The 14649-nt window shown below is 71.7% G+C and carries 15 protein-coding genes; 9 read left to right on the plus strand and 6 right to left on the minus strand.

Translation table 11 applies throughout. From position 1 onward, the window contains the following. Positions 1 to 66 precede the first annotated feature (66 nt). On the minus strand, positions 67 to 1923 hold the full coding sequence (locus tag ACFYRY_RS34400; RefSeq protein WP_389154721.1) for a ricin-type beta-trefoil lectin domain protein: 1857 nt from the start codon (positions 1921 to 1923) through the stop codon (positions 67 to 69). A 389-nt stretch (positions 1924 to 2312) separates the two neighbouring features. Here ACFYRY_RS34400 and galU point away from each other — a divergent pair, with 389 nt between their 5' ends. Then, complete coding sequence (galU, locus tag ACFYRY_RS34405) at positions 2313 to 3260, plus strand: UTP--glucose-1-phosphate uridylyltransferase GalU (RefSeq protein WP_389154724.1); 948 nt, start codon at positions 2313 to 2315, stop codon at positions 3258 to 3260. A 98-nt stretch (positions 3261 to 3358) separates the two neighbouring features. Here the strand turns inward: galU and ACFYRY_RS34410 are convergent, their stop codons facing one another. Beyond that, a complete protein-coding gene (locus ACFYRY_RS34410) occupies positions 3359 to 3796 on the minus strand; it encodes a DUF4442 domain-containing protein (RefSeq protein WP_389154899.1) in 438 nt (145 codons plus the stop codon). 170 nt (positions 3797 to 3966) lie between these two features. Here ACFYRY_RS34410 and ACFYRY_RS34415 point away from each other — a divergent pair, with 170 nt between their 5' ends. Beyond that, on the plus strand, positions 3967 to 4968 hold the full coding sequence (locus ACFYRY_RS34415; RefSeq protein ID WP_389154727.1) for a hypothetical protein: 1002 nt from the start codon (positions 3967 to 3969) through the stop codon (positions 4966 to 4968). A 33-nt stretch (positions 4969 to 5001) separates the two neighbouring features. Here ACFYRY_RS34415 and ACFYRY_RS34420 read toward each other — a convergent pair whose 3' ends face one another. Then, entirely contained in the window at positions 5002 to 5847 is an 846-nt protein-coding gene (locus ACFYRY_RS34420; protein WP_389154730.1) for a spermidine synthase, read from the minus strand. Positions 5848 to 5968: 121 nt separating this feature from the next. Beyond that, a complete protein-coding gene (gene tuf / locus ACFYRY_RS34425) occupies positions 5969 to 7147 on the minus strand; it encodes an elongation factor Tu (protein WP_389154732.1) in 1179 nt (392 codons plus the stop codon). 309 nt (positions 7148 to 7456) lie between these two features. On the opposite strand from tuf, the gene ACFYRY_RS34430 reads away from it, so the two are divergent. The 5 genes from ACFYRY_RS34430 to lnt all read left to right on the plus strand — a co-directional run bounded on the left by ACFYRY_RS34430 (position 7457) and on the right by lnt (position 11862). Continuing rightward, positions 7457 to 8245 (plus strand): TVP38/TMEM64 family protein, encoded by a 789-nt coding sequence (locus tag ACFYRY_RS34430; protein ID WP_389154735.1) that lies wholly within the window; start codon positions 7457 to 7459, stop codon positions 8243 to 8245. A gap of 228 nt (positions 8246 to 8473) precedes the next feature. Beyond that, a complete protein-coding gene (locus ACFYRY_RS34435; RefSeq protein ID WP_389154738.1) occupies positions 8474 to 9349 on the plus strand; it encodes an undecaprenyl-diphosphate phosphatase in 876 nt (291 codons plus the stop codon). A 141-nt stretch (positions 9350 to 9490) separates the two neighbouring features. Continuing rightward, entirely contained in the window at positions 9491 to 9670 is a 180-nt protein-coding gene (locus tag ACFYRY_RS34440) for a hypothetical protein (RefSeq protein ID WP_356774943.1), read from the plus strand. Between the two features lie 101 nt (positions 9671 to 9771). Then, a complete protein-coding gene (locus ACFYRY_RS34445) occupies positions 9772 to 10263 on the plus strand; it encodes a nuclear transport factor 2 family protein (RefSeq protein WP_389154741.1) in 492 nt (163 codons plus the stop codon). 24 nt (positions 10264 to 10287) lie between these two features. Beyond that, positions 10288 to 11862: an apolipoprotein N-acyltransferase gene (gene lnt, locus ACFYRY_RS34450; protein ID WP_389154744.1), complete on the plus strand. Its 1575-nt coding sequence runs from the start codon at positions 10288 to 10290 to the stop codon at positions 11860 to 11862. On the opposite strand, the gene ACFYRY_RS34455 is transcribed toward lnt, so the two are convergent. Further along, positions 11786 to 12691 carry a Gfo/Idh/MocA family protein gene (locus ACFYRY_RS34455; protein WP_389154746.1) on the minus strand — a complete coding sequence of 302 codons (906 nt, stop codon included), beginning with the start codon at positions 12689 to 12691 and terminating at the stop codon, positions 11786 to 11788. The two genes, lnt and ACFYRY_RS34455, sit on opposite strands and share 77 nt — an antisense overlap. Before the next feature lie 178 nt (positions 12692 to 12869). Between ACFYRY_RS34455 and ACFYRY_RS34460 the strand changes: the two genes are divergently transcribed. Together ACFYRY_RS34460 and ACFYRY_RS34465 are read left to right on the plus strand one after the other, a co-directional pair. Beyond that, positions 12870 to 13382 (plus strand): DinB family protein, encoded by a 513-nt coding sequence (locus tag ACFYRY_RS34460; protein ID WP_389154749.1) that lies wholly within the window; start codon positions 12870 to 12872, stop codon positions 13380 to 13382. Positions 13383 to 13523: 141 nt separating this feature from the next. Beyond that, positions 13524 to 14030 carry a hypothetical protein gene (locus ACFYRY_RS34465; RefSeq protein ID WP_389154751.1) on the plus strand — a complete coding sequence of 169 codons (507 nt, stop codon included), beginning with the start codon at positions 13524 to 13526 and terminating at the stop codon, positions 14028 to 14030. Positions 14031 to 14050: 20 nt separating this feature from the next. Here ACFYRY_RS34465 and ACFYRY_RS34470 read toward each other — a convergent pair whose 3' ends face one another. Next, positions 14051 to 14572, minus strand: a complete 522-nt coding sequence (locus ACFYRY_RS34470; protein WP_389154753.1) for a hypothetical protein — start codon at positions 14570 to 14572, stop codon at positions 14051 to 14053. Positions 14573 to 14649 lie beyond the last annotated feature (77 nt).

Genomic DNA, 14649 nt, shown 5'->3' on the forward strand with positions numbered 1-14649 from the left:
ATTCCCCCCGGCGTGCGCCTCGGCGCATTCCCGGCGTGCGCCCAGGCCGGACGCACCCCGGAAAGCCTACCGGGTCACCGGCAACCCCCGGGGTCCTGCCGGGCGCACGGCAGCCCCGCCCAAGCCGACGCCGAGCACGCTCACCGTCGGCCGTGCAGCCCCCGGCCCGCACGCGGACGCCGTCTTGGCACAGCCGCCGACCTGGGCGAACCGGGTCTCGGAGTGCCCCGCCGGGGCCCTCGGTCCAGCGGGCGGTGACTGATCGCTCTCGGGCGCGGCGGTGGCCCCGCGCGGAGAGTTCGCGGCTGCTGACGCCGGGGCGGACTTCGGCTGCTCCGACGGCGGGGGCGGGCCACCGCCCTTGAGGCCGATGCCCGGCAGCACCTCCTCGCGGGTGGACCCGTGGCGGCCGCTGCCTGTTTCCAGCACCCAGCGCTGTCCGGCGGATCCGTTCCGGTCGGCGACGACCACGGTCCGCTCCGGTCCCCGGGCGACGAGCAGCCCGCCGCCCCGGCGCAGCAGCAGTTCGCCGCGCACGGTGAGGTCGTAGCGCACCTCGCCGGCGTGCACCACGCAGTCGGCCAGGACGACGGCGTCGTTGTCGGCGTCGGCATCGAGGCAGCGGGTCGGGTACGTGACGGAGCGCAGCAGCCCGTCGTCCTTGTACGACCACTGCTGGGAACCGGCCGAGGCGCACCGGGCCAGGACGGTCCGGATGCCCTCATCGGGGCGGCCGCCACGCAGGTCGAGGCAGAGGTCGGCGCCCGTGTTGCGGAGCCTGCCGCGCCCCACCTCGACGGGATCGTCGGCGGTGGCGGAGGGCGGGGGTCCGGGGGCGGACGAGCCGTCGGGGGATCCCGGCGAGACGGAGTTGCCGCTCACCATTCCCCAGCTGGTGTCGGGCCCGGGTTCGCCGTCGCCCTCGGACCAGCTCCGGGTGACGAGCACGGTCGCGAGCAGCGCCAGGGCCGTGACACTCGCGCCCACGAGTACGGCCTTGGTGCGCCTGCGGGCCGGGGCGAGCGGACCGGTCGGCCCGGGGCGGTGCCGGCCGCCGGACCTGGGTCGTGCGGTCGGCCGTGCGGGTCGCGTCTCGTGGTCGTGGGCGCGGCCGGGCCGCGAGTCGAGATAGCGGCGGGCGCCCCAGCCCAGCACGGTCTCCGCGAGCAGCACTTCCAGGCCGCCGTCGAAATGGCTGAGCTGTTCGGCGGCGTGACGGCAGTGGCGGCAGACCGCCATATGCCGTTGGACATCGGGCAGCAGGTCTCCGCCGCGGCGAATCGGGATGTCGAGAAGACGGTTGTAGAAACGGCATTCGCGGGTGGGCGCGAGTTCCCGGTGGGCCCGTACACAGCCCGTCCGGAATTCCTCACGGGCCCGCTCCAGCGCGGCCGCCGCCGTGGTCGCGTCCACCCCGAGCAGAGCGCCCGTGACGGACAGGGTCTCGGCCTCCACCTCGGTGTGCCACAGCAGGCATTGGGAGGCCCCGGGAAGAGCCCGGAACGCGCGCTCGGCGAGCTGCCGCCTTTCAGGGGTGAGCGACCTCGCCGCGCGCAGACCACGACCGCCGGTCGGTTTGCGGAGTTCCGGCAGGACGACGGTGATGACGTCGTCCGCGGCCCACTCCTTCACGGTGTCCCGTACGGCCGCGAGGAGTTGCGGCCGTACGGCACCGGCACCCGCCCGTTCCAACACCCGGTGGAACGCGGCGGCGGCCGCCATGGACGCCGAATCAGCCGAGGAGGCCAGGCAGATGGCCGCGTAGTCGTGCGCGGCCCGCCAGTGCCGGGCCATCAGCAGCGCGACGGCGTGCGCGTCCGGGGTGGTCCCGCCCAGCCGGGCGACGAGTTCACGGTCGGAGCCCCCTGAGCCGGACCCGGGCCGTGGCGGGTAAGGGGGACGGGGCGGGTGTGGGGATTGCACTGAACCATTTCCTTCCAAGCCGCAGGACGCACAGCGAATGTGCGTCCGCCGGAAAGCAGGTGCCTGATTGGTGCATACCTGTGTTGCAGCGGGTGCGGATGGGGCAGCTCGAAAACCGACTGGTCGGACCGCAGGGGCGGCTCACGATTGCATAATCGCCACACAGGAAACAAGAAGGTGGAGTGACCCATGTTCAAAAAGCGGTGACTTCAGAAAAGTTACCGAAGGTATCAGCACCCGCATTCGAATGACTTCACCAAAGGTCCGCCAAGTTGTGTGCGACGCATGCCCGTTGGCACACGAGATCTCCAACTTCCGGGAACCGGTCCACAGCGGACTCAGGGCTCTCTCCCGGGGTACTCCCATCCCCGTACGCCACCCTGTGCCCCATGATCGTCCCCCACCCGACCCCTGCCCCCGCCGCCCGCACGGTCCGCAAGGCGGTGATCCCGGCCGCCGGCCTCGGCACCCGCTTCCTCCCCGCGACGAAGGCGACGCCGAAGGAGATGCTGCCGGTCGTCGACAAACCGGCCATCCAGTACGTTGTGGAGGAGGCCGCCGCGGCCGGACTCGATGACGTACTGATGGTCACCGGTCGGCACAAGCGGGCCATCGAGGACCACTTCGACCAGGCCTTCGAGCTGGAACAGGCACTCGCCGCCAAGGGCGACGCGGTACGCCTGGACGCGGTGCGCGACCCGGCACGACTGGCCGACATCCACCACATCCGGCAGGGCGAGCCCCTGGGCCTGGGCCACGCGGTGCTCTGCGCCCGCCGCCATGTCGGTGACCGGCCGTTCGCGGTCCTCCTCGGCGACGACCTGATCGACCCGCGAGAGACCCTGCTCGGCCGGATGCTCGACGTCCGCGACCAGTACGCCGGAAGCGTGGTCGCCCTCATGAAGGTGCCCCGCGAGCAGATCCACCTCTACGGCTGCGCGGCCGTGGAACCGACCGGGGAGGACGACGTCGTCCGGGTGACCGGCCTGGTCGAGAAGCCCTCGCCGCAGGACGCGCCCAGCGCGTACGCGGTGATCGGCCGTTATGTCCTCGACCCCGGCGTCTTCGACGCCCTGGAGCGCACCCCGCCCGGCCGCGGCGGAGAGATCCAGCTGACCGACGCCCTTCAGGAACTCGCCGCGGGCGGCACGGTGCACGCAGTGGTCTTCGACGGACTGCGCTACGACACCGGCGACAAGGCGGACTACCTGCGCACGGTGGTCCGGCTGGCCTGCGACCGCCCGGATCTCGGTCCCGAGTTCACGGCCTGGCTCAAGGAGTTCGTCACGAGCCTGGAGAGCGGCGGGACCCCGGACGGCCGTCGGCTCGTGGCCTGACGCGGCGACGAGGCGGCGACGCCGCGCCGGACGACGCGCGCGGCCCCGGGCCGGTCAGACACCGACCCGGGGGCCGCGCATGGTCGGACGCCGGCCGCTCAGCCGTTGGGCCGCAGCGTCCAGGTCACCGTCATCTCGCTGGTCACGGCCCCGTCCTCGCGCTGGATGGCGACGGTCACCGGGAACTCCGGGCGCTTGCCCTGGTCGAGTTCGGCGACGACCTCGGCGGCGGGACGACCGAGCGTCGCGGTCGCGGTGACCGGCCCCAGGGCGATCTTCCTGAACGCGATCTCGGCGGTCACCGGAAGCGGCACGGCCCGGGAGAGCTGGTCCCCGAAGGCGGCCAGCACGATCGCCCCACTGGCCGACTCCCCCAGCGTGAACATCGCTCCGGCGTGCGGCCCGCCCACGTGATTGCGGTACTCGCTCTGGTCCGGAAGGGCCAGCACCGCCTTCTCCGGAGTGGTCTCCAGATACTCCAGGTTCAGGGTCCGAACCATCGGCACCGTGGCGGCGAGCAACTCGCCGATCGACATCTGATCTGCGCTCATACCCGCATGTTACCCACGAGTAGTCATCGGTGACCAGGGCTGTTCCTCGATCGCCACCCCTCCGTGTCCACGAACCACGGACGAGCCTTGATCGCTACGTCCCTGACAACTGGCAGTGACCGAATCGTTTCCCTCTCGGCACTAGGGTGGCTGATATGTGGCCAGAACAGCAGCCGCCCGGGGGCGAGCAGAACCCGCAGCAGCAGAACAACCCGTACCAGCAGCCGGGTTACCAGCAGCCGAATCCGTATCAGCAGCCCGGATTCCAGCAACCCAACCCCTATGCGCAACAGCCGCAGTGGGGCGCTCCGGCGCCGGTGGGCTCCCCCCAGCCGCCGTCCGGTGGTGGCGGAAACCGGACCAAGGTGGTCGCGATCGTGGCGGCCCTGGCGGTGGTCGTGGCGGCCGGCGTGACCGGTTTCCTGGTGCTGGGCGGGGACAAGGACGACGAGGCGGACGGCGGCAAGGACACCAAGCCGTCGACCAGCACGTCCACCGAGCCGAGCGCGTCCACCTCCCCGTCCGAGGAGGACCCGCGCGGCGGTGACGCCGAGAAGGCGACCGTGGCGGGCTGGAAGATCGTCGTCAATCCCAAGTGGGGCACCGCCTTCGACGTGCCGGCGGACTGGGAGGTGCGGTCCCCGGGCTCCGTGGTCGCCTTCGAGGACGAGAAGTCCGACGACGCCAAGCCGCTCATCACGATGTCGGCGCCCGCGTTCCTCAAGTCCAACTGGTGCGAGTCCGACGACGACAAGGACGGCCGGATGGACACCATGTCCCTGGCCGCGACCGGCACCAAGGGCGCCAACGGCGCCAAGGACACCGACGAGATCGCGCTGAACAACCCCGCCTGGTGGGTCTACGGCGGGTACACCCAGCCGGACAAGAAGAGCATCACCGTCGCGAAGAAGGCCACGCCCTACACCACCGCGTCCGGCGTCAAGGGCAGCTACTCCTGGGCCTCGTCGACCGACACTCCGGCGAAGGGCAAGTGCGTCACCGACGGCAAGGCGATCACCTTCGGCTTCAAGAACTCGGCCGGCGACTTCGTGTCGTGGAACTTCTACGGCGCCAAGGGCGTCAAGGAAGAGGTTCCCGAGAAGACCATCATGAAGATCCTCAGCACGGTACGGCTGCACGGGGATCCGACCGACTGAGCCGCCCGGCACGACGCGGGACGCCTGCCCGGGTCACCCGATGCCGAACGCCCCGTCCGGGGGTTCGGGCGACGGTACGGCGTCCTCGTCCCGGACCGGCCGTGCGGCGCCGATGAAGTCCCGCAGGGCGGCCCCGTGTTCGACTCGCGCGGGGAAGGCGTCCGAGGCCGTGAGCCGGGCCAGCGCGACCGTGTCCACGGGGTGGTGCGCGGCGACGATCACCGCGTTGCCGAAGCGGCGCCCGCGCAGCACGCCCGGCTCGGCGATCAGCACCAGCTCCGCGAACACCGTCGCGAAGGTGGCGAGTTGTGAGCGCAGGAAGGCGAAGGGCGCCGCGTCGGCCAGGTTGGCCAGATAGACGCCGTGACCGCGCAGGACCCGGGCGGCCGCGCGGGCGTAGGGGACGGACGTCAGGTGGGCCGGCACCCGCGAGCCGCCGAAGACGTCGGCGACCAGGACGTCGGCCGAGTCCGCCGGGGCCGCCTCCAGCCAGGCCCGGGCGTCCGCCGCGTGCACGGCGACATCCGCGCCCTCGGGCAACGGCAGTTGCTCCACGACCAGGTCCAGCAGGGCGCCGTCGGCCTCGACGACGTCCTGCCGGGAGCCTGGCCGGGTCGCGGCCAGATACCGGGGCAGGGTGAGCGCGCCCCCGCCGAGATGCAGCGCGTCCAGCGGGCGCCCCGCCTCGGCGACGGTGTCCAGGACGTGCCCGAGCCGCCGCGCGTACTCGAACTCCAGGTGTTCCGGCTCGTCCAGGTCGACGTACGACTGCGGCGCCCCGTCGACGGTGAGCAGCCAGGCGCGTTCCCGATCGACGTCGGGCATGAGCTTGGCGGTGCCGTGATCGACGGCACGGATGACGGGGACGGATTCGTTCACGAGATCCATTGTGCCGGTGGAACCCCGCTGAGCCGCCCGCGCGGACCCGCCCCGAAGGGGTGCGGGGAACCGCGCGACCGGTCACACCGATCCCGCGGTCCCCCGCACCCGGGCCGTCCTCTCACTCGACGGCGGTCACGGTCCCCGCCCCCACGGTCCGCCCGCCCTCACGGATGGCGAACCCGAGCCCCGCCTCGAGCGGCACCTCACGCCCCAGCTCGACGGTCATGGCGACCGTCTCCCCGGGCCGGGCGACGGCGATCTCCCCCAGGTCCACGGAACCGACCACATCCGCGGTGCGAATGTAGAACTGCGGCCGGTACCCCGTGGCGACCGGCGTCGAACGGCCACCCTCACGCGTCGAGAGCACGTACACCTGCGCCGAGAAACGACTCCGTGGCACCACACTCCCCGGCACCGCCACCACATGCCCCCGGCGCACCGCGTCCCGCGGCACTCCCCGCAGGAGCAGCGCCACGTTGTCCCCGGCCTCCGCCTCCTCCATCGGCTTGCCGAAGGTCTCCAGTCCCGTGACCACCGTCTCCACGGCGGCCCCGAGCACCTCGACCCGGTCCCCGACGCGCACCCTGCCCCGCTCGACCGCTCCGGTGACGACCGTCCCCCGACCGGTGATGGTCAGCACGTTCTCCACCGGCATCAGGAACGGCGCGTCCAGGTACCGCTCGGGCATCGGCACATACGTGTCGACCGCGTCGAGCAGCGCCTCGATGGAGGCCGTCCAGCGCGGGTCCCCTTCCAGGGCCCTGAGCCCCGAGACCCGTACGACGGGCGCCGCGTCGCCGCCGTAGCCGTGCGCGGTGAGCAGGTCGCGCACCTCCAGCTCGACGAGGTCGATGAGCTCCTCGTCGCCCGCGTCGGCCTTGTTGAGGGCGACGACGACGTGGTTCACGCCCACCTGCCGGGCCAGCAGCACGTGTTCGGCGGTCTGCGGCATGATCCCGTCGAGCGCGGAGACGACCAGGATCGCCCCGTCGAGCTGCGCGGCGCCGGTGACCATGTTCTTGACGTAGTCGGCGTGGCCCGGCATGTCCACGTGCGCGTAGTGGCGGGTGTCGGTCTCGTACTCGACGTGCGCGATGTTGATGGTGATGCCGCGCGCGGCCTCCTCCGGCGCCCGGTCGATGCGGTCGAACGGCACGTAGTGGGTGCCGCCGCCGGATCCGCGGTCGGCCAGGACCTTGGTGATGGCGGCGGTCAGAGTGGTCTTGCCGTGGTCCACATGACCCATCGTGCCGATGTTGAGATGCGGTTTGGTGCGGACGTACGCGGTCTTGGACATGGCGGTACCTCGAAGCCTCTGCGTAGGTGATGGGACCCCGAGGACTTGCCGACCCTCCCCCTGCGGGGTCCGCCGGACGTTCCGGAGAGGGTCAGCTTCGAGCGCCGTCGACAGCAGCCGCGAAGAAAGGAACGGCAGCCTTCGGCGCATCCGCGACTGCGGATGCTGCGAGGAGGAAGGCGTACCGGAACATGACGCAGATCATTGCCGACGCGTCGTCCCACGTCGAATGGTTTTCCGCGGGGACAAAAGGTACAACGGTCAGGATCCATACGGCGATCACACATGTCTGTCGGTTACCGTCGCAGGATGCTCGATGCCACCACCCGCTCTGGGGGCACCGCAACGGCCTCTCCCCGGGCCACCGTCACGGAGCTCGCCCTCGCCACGGAGTTCGTCACCCCCACCGCCGCGCCGGTCGGATTCACCGCACGCTGTTCGAGAGTGCTGTTGTCGCCGTGGTCGCGCCTGTCCCTGCTCGTCGCGCTGCTCGCCGGCGCCGCCTCGACGGTGCTGCTGTTCGAGCCTCAGCGGCTGCTGGCGGACGGCTGGCCACCACAGCTCGGAGGAGCCGCTGCGGCCCTGGTCTTCGCGGTCGCGTACGGGTTGTGCACCGTCGCCTTCGTGCCCCGCCCCCTGCTGAACCTGGCGGCGGGCGCGCTCTTCGGCTCCCAGTTCGGGATCGCCTCGGCTCTCGCGGGCACGGTCCTCGGCGCCGGCATCTCCTTCGGCCTGGGCCGCATCCTCGGCCAGGACGCGTTGCGCCCGCTGCTGCGGGGGCGATGGCTGAAGGCCGCGGACGGGCAGCTCAGCAGGCACGGCTTCCGCTCGATGCTGGCGGCGCGGCTGTTCCCCGGAGTGCCGTTCTGGGCCGCCAACTACTGCGCGGCCGTCTCCCGCATGGGCTACGTCCCGTTCCTGGTCGCCACCGGGCTCGGCTCGATCCCGAACACCGCCGCCTATGTCGTCGCGGGCGCCCGCGCCTCGACGCCGACGTCACCGGCCTTCCTGATCGCGATGGCCTGCATCGCGCTGCCGGCGCTGGTGGGCGCGGCGATAGCCTGGCGCAAGCGGCACCAGTTGCGCGGGATCCGGTAACCGGGTCACCGGTCCGCCACCAGGATCCGGCGGCCCACCCGCAGCCGCCGGGGCTGGACGATGACGGGCCCAACAGCCCCGCAGCGCACGCCCTCACTTCCAAACCCCTGTGCCAGGACGGTCACTTCAGGACGCTACGCTGCCCCTCAACACATCTGATCGCCGCGCCCGGCGGCTCGGTGTGCCCGTCGCTCCTCACCACGATCAGCGCTTGGACTCCGTAACTTCATGTCTTGGTTTGAATCCCTCATCCTCGGACTCGTCCAGGGGCTGACCGAGTTCCTCCCCGTCTCCTCCAGCGCGCACCTGCGCCTGACGGCGGCCTTCTCGGGCTGGAAGGACCCCGGCGCGGCCTTCACCGCGATCACCCAGATCGGCACCGAGGCCGCGGTGCTGATCTACTTCCGCAAGGACATCGGGCGGATCATCTCCGCGTGGACGCGTTCGCTCGCCAAGAAGGAGATGCGCGCCGACCACGACGCGCAGATGGGCTGGCTCGTCATCGTCGGCTCGATCCCGATCGGCGTGCTCGGGGTGACGCTGAAGGACCAGATCGAGGGGCCGTTCCGCGATCTGCGGATCACCGCGACGATGCTGATCGTGGTGGGCGTGGTCATCGGCATCGCCGACCGGCTGGCGGCCCGCGACGAGAACGGCGGCCGGCACCGGGCGCCCAAGCAGCGCAAGACCATCAAGGACCTGAGCGTCAAGGACGGCCTGATCTACGGCCTGTGCCAGGCCTGCGCCCTAATCCCGGGTGTCTCCCGCTCCGGGGCCACCATCAGCGGCGGCCTGTTCATGGGCTACACCCGCGAGGCCGCGGCCCGCTACTCCTTCCTCCTCGCCATCCCGGCGGTGCTCGCCTCGGGCCTGTTCGAGGTCAAGGACGCGATGGAGAGCGACCACATATCCTGGGGCCCGACGATCTTCGCCACGGTGATCGCCTTCGGCACCGGCTACGCGGTCATCGCCTGGTTCATGAAGTTCATCTCGACCAAGTCGTTCATGCCGTTCGTGTACTACCGGGTGGCCCTGGGCATAGCGGTGATCGTGCTGGTCAGCGTGGGTGCACTGAGCCCGCACGCGGCTGAGTCCGCAGGCTGAGACCTCGGGCTGGGACCCGCCAACTCGCTTCGCCCGCCCGCCTGTTCCAGCGGCCGGGCCGAAAAATCAGTGACCAAGCACATACGGGATCGGTAGCCATTCCGTAGCGGACTGTCAGTGCTTGCCCCTAGGCTTGTGCGCATGTCCCCCAATACCGTGGCTCCTGGTTCCGTGCGGTCTGCTGCCGAGTTGAACGAGCAGATCCGGGCCCTCTGGATGCGCGCGGGCGGCATCCTGTCGACCCAGGAGCGCGCGGAGTACGAGCTGCTGGTGGTCGAGTGGGCGGCCGCGATGCGCGGCGAGATCGTCGAGGCGGCCTGACACCCACACCATCGCCCCTGAGTTCCTGACGGCGGTCGGCGGGTGGGTGGTTTCCTCCGCGCCCCCTTGGCGCCGCCCCCTCCATGCCCAACACTGAGCCGATGACGCAGCGTGTGGAGCTTGCCGCCGTGATGGACCGACTGGCTGTCGACGGGCTGATCACCGACTACGCGGTGGCCGTGGACGACGGTGACTGGCCGACGTACCGCGGTCTGTTCACTTCCGACGGGCGGGCGGACTACCGCTCTGCCGGTGGGATCGAGGGGGACGCCGGGCACGTCGCCACCTGGCTCGCGGAGAGCATGCGGGTGTTCGCGATGCGCCAGCATCTGATCGTCAACCGTCGGCTGCGTTTCGGCGTCCTGAACCAGGACACCGGGGACACGGCCCAGGTCCAGGCCGACTACGTCAATCCCATGCGCCTCGCCGAGGAAGGTGACGGCGCCGGCCCGGGCACTCCCGACTTCGTGTGCGGCGGCCGGTACGACTTCGGGCTGCTGCGCACGGACGACGGCTGGCGGCTGCGCGAGGTGGTCGTCCGGGAGAAGTGGCGGCGCCTGCCCGGCCGGGCCCCGGCGTCTGTGATCAACTGAGCCATACAGGGTAGAAGGCGCCGTATGACTTCGTTCGGCCAATGGCTCGCCTCCCCGTGGCGGCGCTCGGTCGCCGCCGCGCTGGCCGGTGCCCTGCCCGTGCTCGCGTTCCCCGCCCCGTCGCTGTGGTGGTTGGCCTACGTCGCCGTCGTCCCCTTGATCGTGCTGGTCCGCTCGGCGCCGACCGGGAAACGGGCGGCGTACGACGGCTGGTGCGGCGGGTTCGGTTTCATGCTGGCGATGCACCACTGGCTGGTGCCGAGCCTGAACGTGTTCACGTTCGTCCTCGCCGCCCTGCTGGGCGCGCTGTGGGCGCCCTGGGGCTGGCTGGTGCACCGCTTCCTGGCCGGGACGCCCTCGCGGGGCAGGATCGCGGCCGCCCTCCTGGTCCTGCCGTCGGGGTGGCTCGGGATCGAGTTGGTGCGCTCCTGGCAGGGGCTGGGCGGCCCGTGGGGCGTGCTCGGCGCCAGTCAGTGGGAGGTGTCCCCCGCGCTGCGGCTGGCCTCGGTGGGCGGGGTGTGGCTGCTCAGCTTCCTGCTGGTGGCCGTCAATGTGGCGGTCGCCGTTCTCCTCGTGATCCGTGAGTCGCGGCTGCCTGCCCTGGCCGGGCTCGTGGCCACGGCCGCCGCGGCGTCGGCGGCCTGGGTCTGGTCACCGCGCCCCGACACCGACGGCCGGTCCAGGATCGCGGTCGTCCAGGCGGGCGTCGTGGACGGCGCCAAGAGCGCCGACCGCAGGTTCGACCTGGAGGAACGGCTGACCCGGCGGCTGGTCGGGCAGGACGTCGACCTGATCGTGTGGGGCGAGAGCAGCGTCGGTTACGACCTGGACGACCGTCCCGACCTCGCCCGGCGGATCGCCGCCCTCTCCCGTGAGACCGGCGCCGACATCCTGGTCAACGTGGACGCCCGGCGCTCCGACAAACCCGGCATCTACAAGAGTTCGGTCGTCGTCGGTGCGGACGGGCTCACCGGCGACCGCTACGACAAGATGCGGCTCGTCCCCTTCGGCGAGTACATCCCGGCGCGCAAGCTGCTCGGCTGGGTGACCTCCGTCGGCAAGGCGGCGGGCGAGGACCGCAGGCAGGGGTCCCGGCAGGTGGTGATGAACGTCGGGCACGGGCTGCGGATCGGCCCGATGGTGTGCTTCGAGACCGCCTTCCCCGACATGACCCGTCATCTCGCCAAGGACGGCGCCGACGTACTGGTCGGCCAGTCGTCGACGTCGTCGTTCCAGCACAGCTGGGCCCCGAAGCAGCACGCCTCGCTGGCCGCGCTGCGCGCCGCCGAGACGGGGCGCCCCATGGTGCACGCGACGCTGACGGGCGTGTCCGCCGTCTACGACGCGAACGGCCGGCCTGTCGGCTCGTGGCTCGGGACCGACAGCAGCGCCGCCCAGGTGTACGACGTACCGCTGGCGAAGGGCGTCACCCCGTACGTCCGTCTCGGCGACTGGCCGGTGCACGGGGCGCTGGTGGTGCTCGCCGTGTGGGCCGTCACCGAGGGGGTGCGGACGCTGCGGATCAGGCGCCCCGCTCCTGAACCGCGTGTACCACCCGCTCGCACAGCTCATGAGTCGCCAGCGCGTCCCGGGCACTGAGTGCCTGGCCCGCCCGGACGGCGTCGAGGAAGGTGAGCGCCGCCTGCTCGATGCCGCGCTGCCGGGCCACCGGTACCCAGTCCCCGCGCCGCCGCACGGTCGGCTGGCCCTTGTGGTCGATCACCTCGGCGAGGTTGACCACCTGACGCTTGGTGTCCTGACCGGACACCTCGAGGATCTCCTCGGCCGAGCCGCTGAGCCGGTTCATCACCCCGAGCGCGGTGAATCCGTCCCCGGCGAGCTGGAGCACGACGTGGTGCAGCAGCCCGTCCTCGACCCGGGCGCGGACGGTGACGTCGTCGACCGGGCCGGGCACCAGGAAGCGGAGCGTGTCCACGACGTGGATGAAGTCGTCGAGGATCATCGCGCGCGGCTCCTCCGGGAGCCCGATCCGGTTCTTCTGCATGAGGATCAGCTCGCGCGGATGATCGGCGCACTGCGCGTATCCGGGGGCGTGGCGCCGGTTGAACCCGACGGCCAGGCCGACGTTCCGTTCCTCCGCGAGGGCCACCAGCCGCTGGGAGTCGGCGAGTTCGTACGCCAGCGGCTTGTCGACGTACGTCGGCACACCCGCCGCCAGCAGCCGCGTCACGATCTCGGGGTGCACGGCGGTCGGCGCGTGCACGAAGGCGGCGTCGAGATCCTGGGCGAGCAGGGAGTCCAGGTCGGCGTGGCGCCGGGCCGCGGGGACGTGGAGGCCGTCGGCGACCCGGGCGAGCGTCGCGGGGGTACGGGTCTGCAGGTGCAGTTCGACCTCTGGCTGCCCGCCGAGCACGGGCAGGTAGGCCTTCTGCGCGATGTCGCCCAGTCCGATGCAGCCGACCTTCACGGGGACTCCCTCACTGCTCGCCTGCGCGTGCCTCCCGGGCAGCATACGGGCGCCGGCTGCGGGGGCCGGCCGGCGATGCCGTCGAAAACGCGCGGCGGGCGCTCGGGACCGGCCTTCAGGACACGAGTGGCCCCGAAAACACGTGGTGGGAGCAGGCGGATCGGGTGATGATGCGTGCATGACGACACCGCGCAGTGAGCCCGCCCAGAACGCCGACGAACGCACCATGCTGGAGGGCTGGCTGGACTACCACCGGCAGACCCTGGCGTGGAAGTGCGAGGGTCTGACCGACGCCCAGTTGCGGACCGCTTCGGTGGCCCCGTCCGAGCTGTCCCTGATGGGGCTGGTGCGGCACATGGCGGAGGTCGAGCGCGGCTGGTTCCGCAAGGTACTCGTCGGCGACGAGCCCGGCCCCATCTACTTCACCGACGAGGACCCGGACGGCGAGTTCCATCTCACCGAGGCGGACACCTGGGAAGAGGCCCACGCCACCTGGCAGGCCGAGATCGAGATCGCCCGCCGCAACGCGGCCGGTTTCGCCCTGGACGATCTCTCCCGGGGCAAGAGCCGCTCCACCGACGAGCCCTTCAACCTCCGCTGGATCTACACCCACATGATCGAGGAGTACGCCCGCCACAACGGCCACGCCGACCTGGTCCGCGAGCGCCTCGACGGCGCGACGGGAGACTGACGCGCAGGGCGCCGCGCTCCGTCCGCGGAAGTCAGCGGCGGCGGGCTCGAACCCCGCCTTATGGGGCCGGAGATCACCCGTGCGGGGCATCCTCCGCTTGTCCGCTGTCCAAAGGCCGCCGGACCCAGCAGAGTGGCGCGCGTGCATCGAACGACGACGACCACCGCAACGCTCCTGGTCACCGTGGCTGTCTCGGCCCTCGCGGGTTGTGTGACGGTCCAGCGTCCGCCCGTGTCCGGTCCCCCGGCGGCGCCCGCCCGGCCGTCGGCGCCCCGGCCCGACGGCCGGGAGAAGCCGCAGGTCGTGCAGGCGCCGGCCCGGGAGGCCCTGGAGATGATCGGCCCGTCCCGCCGCCCGGAACCCGCCGCGCCCCCGTCGGCGGCCCCGGCACGGACACGGCAGGAGCAGCCGCCCCGCACCCAACCGGTCCGCCCCGCGCGCCCCGAACCGCGCCGCCCCGATCCCGGCCGCCTCCACCCGCGCCACCCTGCCGTCGGGCAACCGCGGGCACCGCGCGTGGAGATCCCCGACGTGCCCCGGACGGTCCCGCAGGGCCCGCAGGACGTCTGCGCCCTCGGAAAGAAGTACGGCGGCTGGCAGCCGGGCAGTCCGGAGGCGACGATCTGCCGACAGACCTACGGGCGTTGAGCATCCCGTCGGCATCTTGCTCAGGGCCGCTGCCGCGGCGGCCCCCAGGTTCCCCCTCCGCCCGGGTCCCCCTCCCCCAACCGCAGCTCCAGTCGGCTGATCGCCGCCCGCACCCCGTCGCCGTAGCTGTCGTCGGCCAGTGCCTCGGACGCTCTTCGGGCCCGGCGCAGATGGGTGCGGGCAGTTTCGGAGCGGCCGAGTTTCAGGTAGTCCGCCGCCAGGTTCAGGTGCAGCGAGGGGTAGAGCGCCCGCACCGCGAGCGCCCCCTCGTGGTCGGCGAGCCGGTCGTCCGTCAACTCCTCGGCGGCCGTCAATGCCCGCAGGTCCCAGGCGAGTTCGTCGAACGGATCGTCCTGGGTGTCGGCCAGGTAGTGCGCCAGGGTGCAGCGGTGCAGCGGGTCGCCGTCCTCCCCGATCTCCGCCCACAGATCCAGGAAGCGGTGCCGGGCCTCCTCGCGATCGCCCGCGTGATGCAGGATGACGACCTGCCCGATCCGGGTCATCACGGCGTCCGCGGCCGCCTGTCCCCGTCGCTCCGCCATCACGTCCTCCGCCCACTCGTCGGGTGTCCCTCCCGACGCTAACCGCAGGCACCGACAATCCCCGTCAGGCGGCACCG

Source organism: Streptomyces sp. NPDC005263, assembly GCF_042872365.1.
In the GTDB taxonomy this organism is placed as follows: Bacteria; Actinomycetota; Actinomycetes; order Streptomycetales; family Streptomycetaceae; genus Streptomyces.

Excerpts from the sequence above, each read along its gene's own strand:
- galU (WP_389154724.1), top strand. The coding sequence starts at position 2,313 with ATGATCGTCCCCCACCCGACCCCTGCCCCCGCCGCCCGCACGGTCCGC.
- ACFYRY_RS34410 (WP_389154899.1), bottom strand. The coding sequence starts at position 3,796 with ATGTCGATCGGCGAGTTGCTCGCCGCCACGGTGCCGATGGTTCGGACC.
- ACFYRY_RS34415 (WP_389154727.1), top strand. The coding sequence starts at position 3,967 with ATGTGGCCAGAACAGCAGCCGCCCGGGGGCGAGCAGAACCCGCAGCAG.
- tuf (WP_389154732.1), bottom strand. The coding sequence starts at position 7,147 with ATGTCCAAGACCGCGTACGTCCGCACCAAACCGCATCTCAACATCGGC.
- ACFYRY_RS34430 (WP_389154735.1), top strand. The coding sequence starts at position 7,457 with ATGCTCGATGCCACCACCCGCTCTGGGGGCACCGCAACGGCCTCTCCC.
- ACFYRY_RS34435 (WP_389154738.1), top strand. The coding sequence starts at position 8,474 with ATGTCTTGGTTTGAATCCCTCATCCTCGGACTCGTCCAGGGGCTGACC.
- ACFYRY_RS34440 (WP_356774943.1), top strand. The coding sequence starts at position 9,491 with ATGTCCCCCAATACCGTGGCTCCTGGTTCCGTGCGGTCTGCTGCCGAG.
- ACFYRY_RS34445 (WP_389154741.1), top strand. The coding sequence starts at position 9,772 with ATGACGCAGCGTGTGGAGCTTGCCGCCGTGATGGACCGACTGGCTGTC.
- lnt (WP_389154744.1), top strand. The coding sequence starts at position 10,288 with ATGACTTCGTTCGGCCAATGGCTCGCCTCCCCGTGGCGGCGCTCGGTC.
- ACFYRY_RS34460 (WP_389154749.1), top strand. The coding sequence starts at position 12,870 with ATGACGACACCGCGCAGTGAGCCCGCCCAGAACGCCGACGAACGCACC.
- ACFYRY_RS34470 (WP_389154753.1), bottom strand. The coding sequence starts at position 14,572 with ATGGCGGAGCGACGGGGACAGGCGGCCGCGGACGCCGTGATGACCCGG.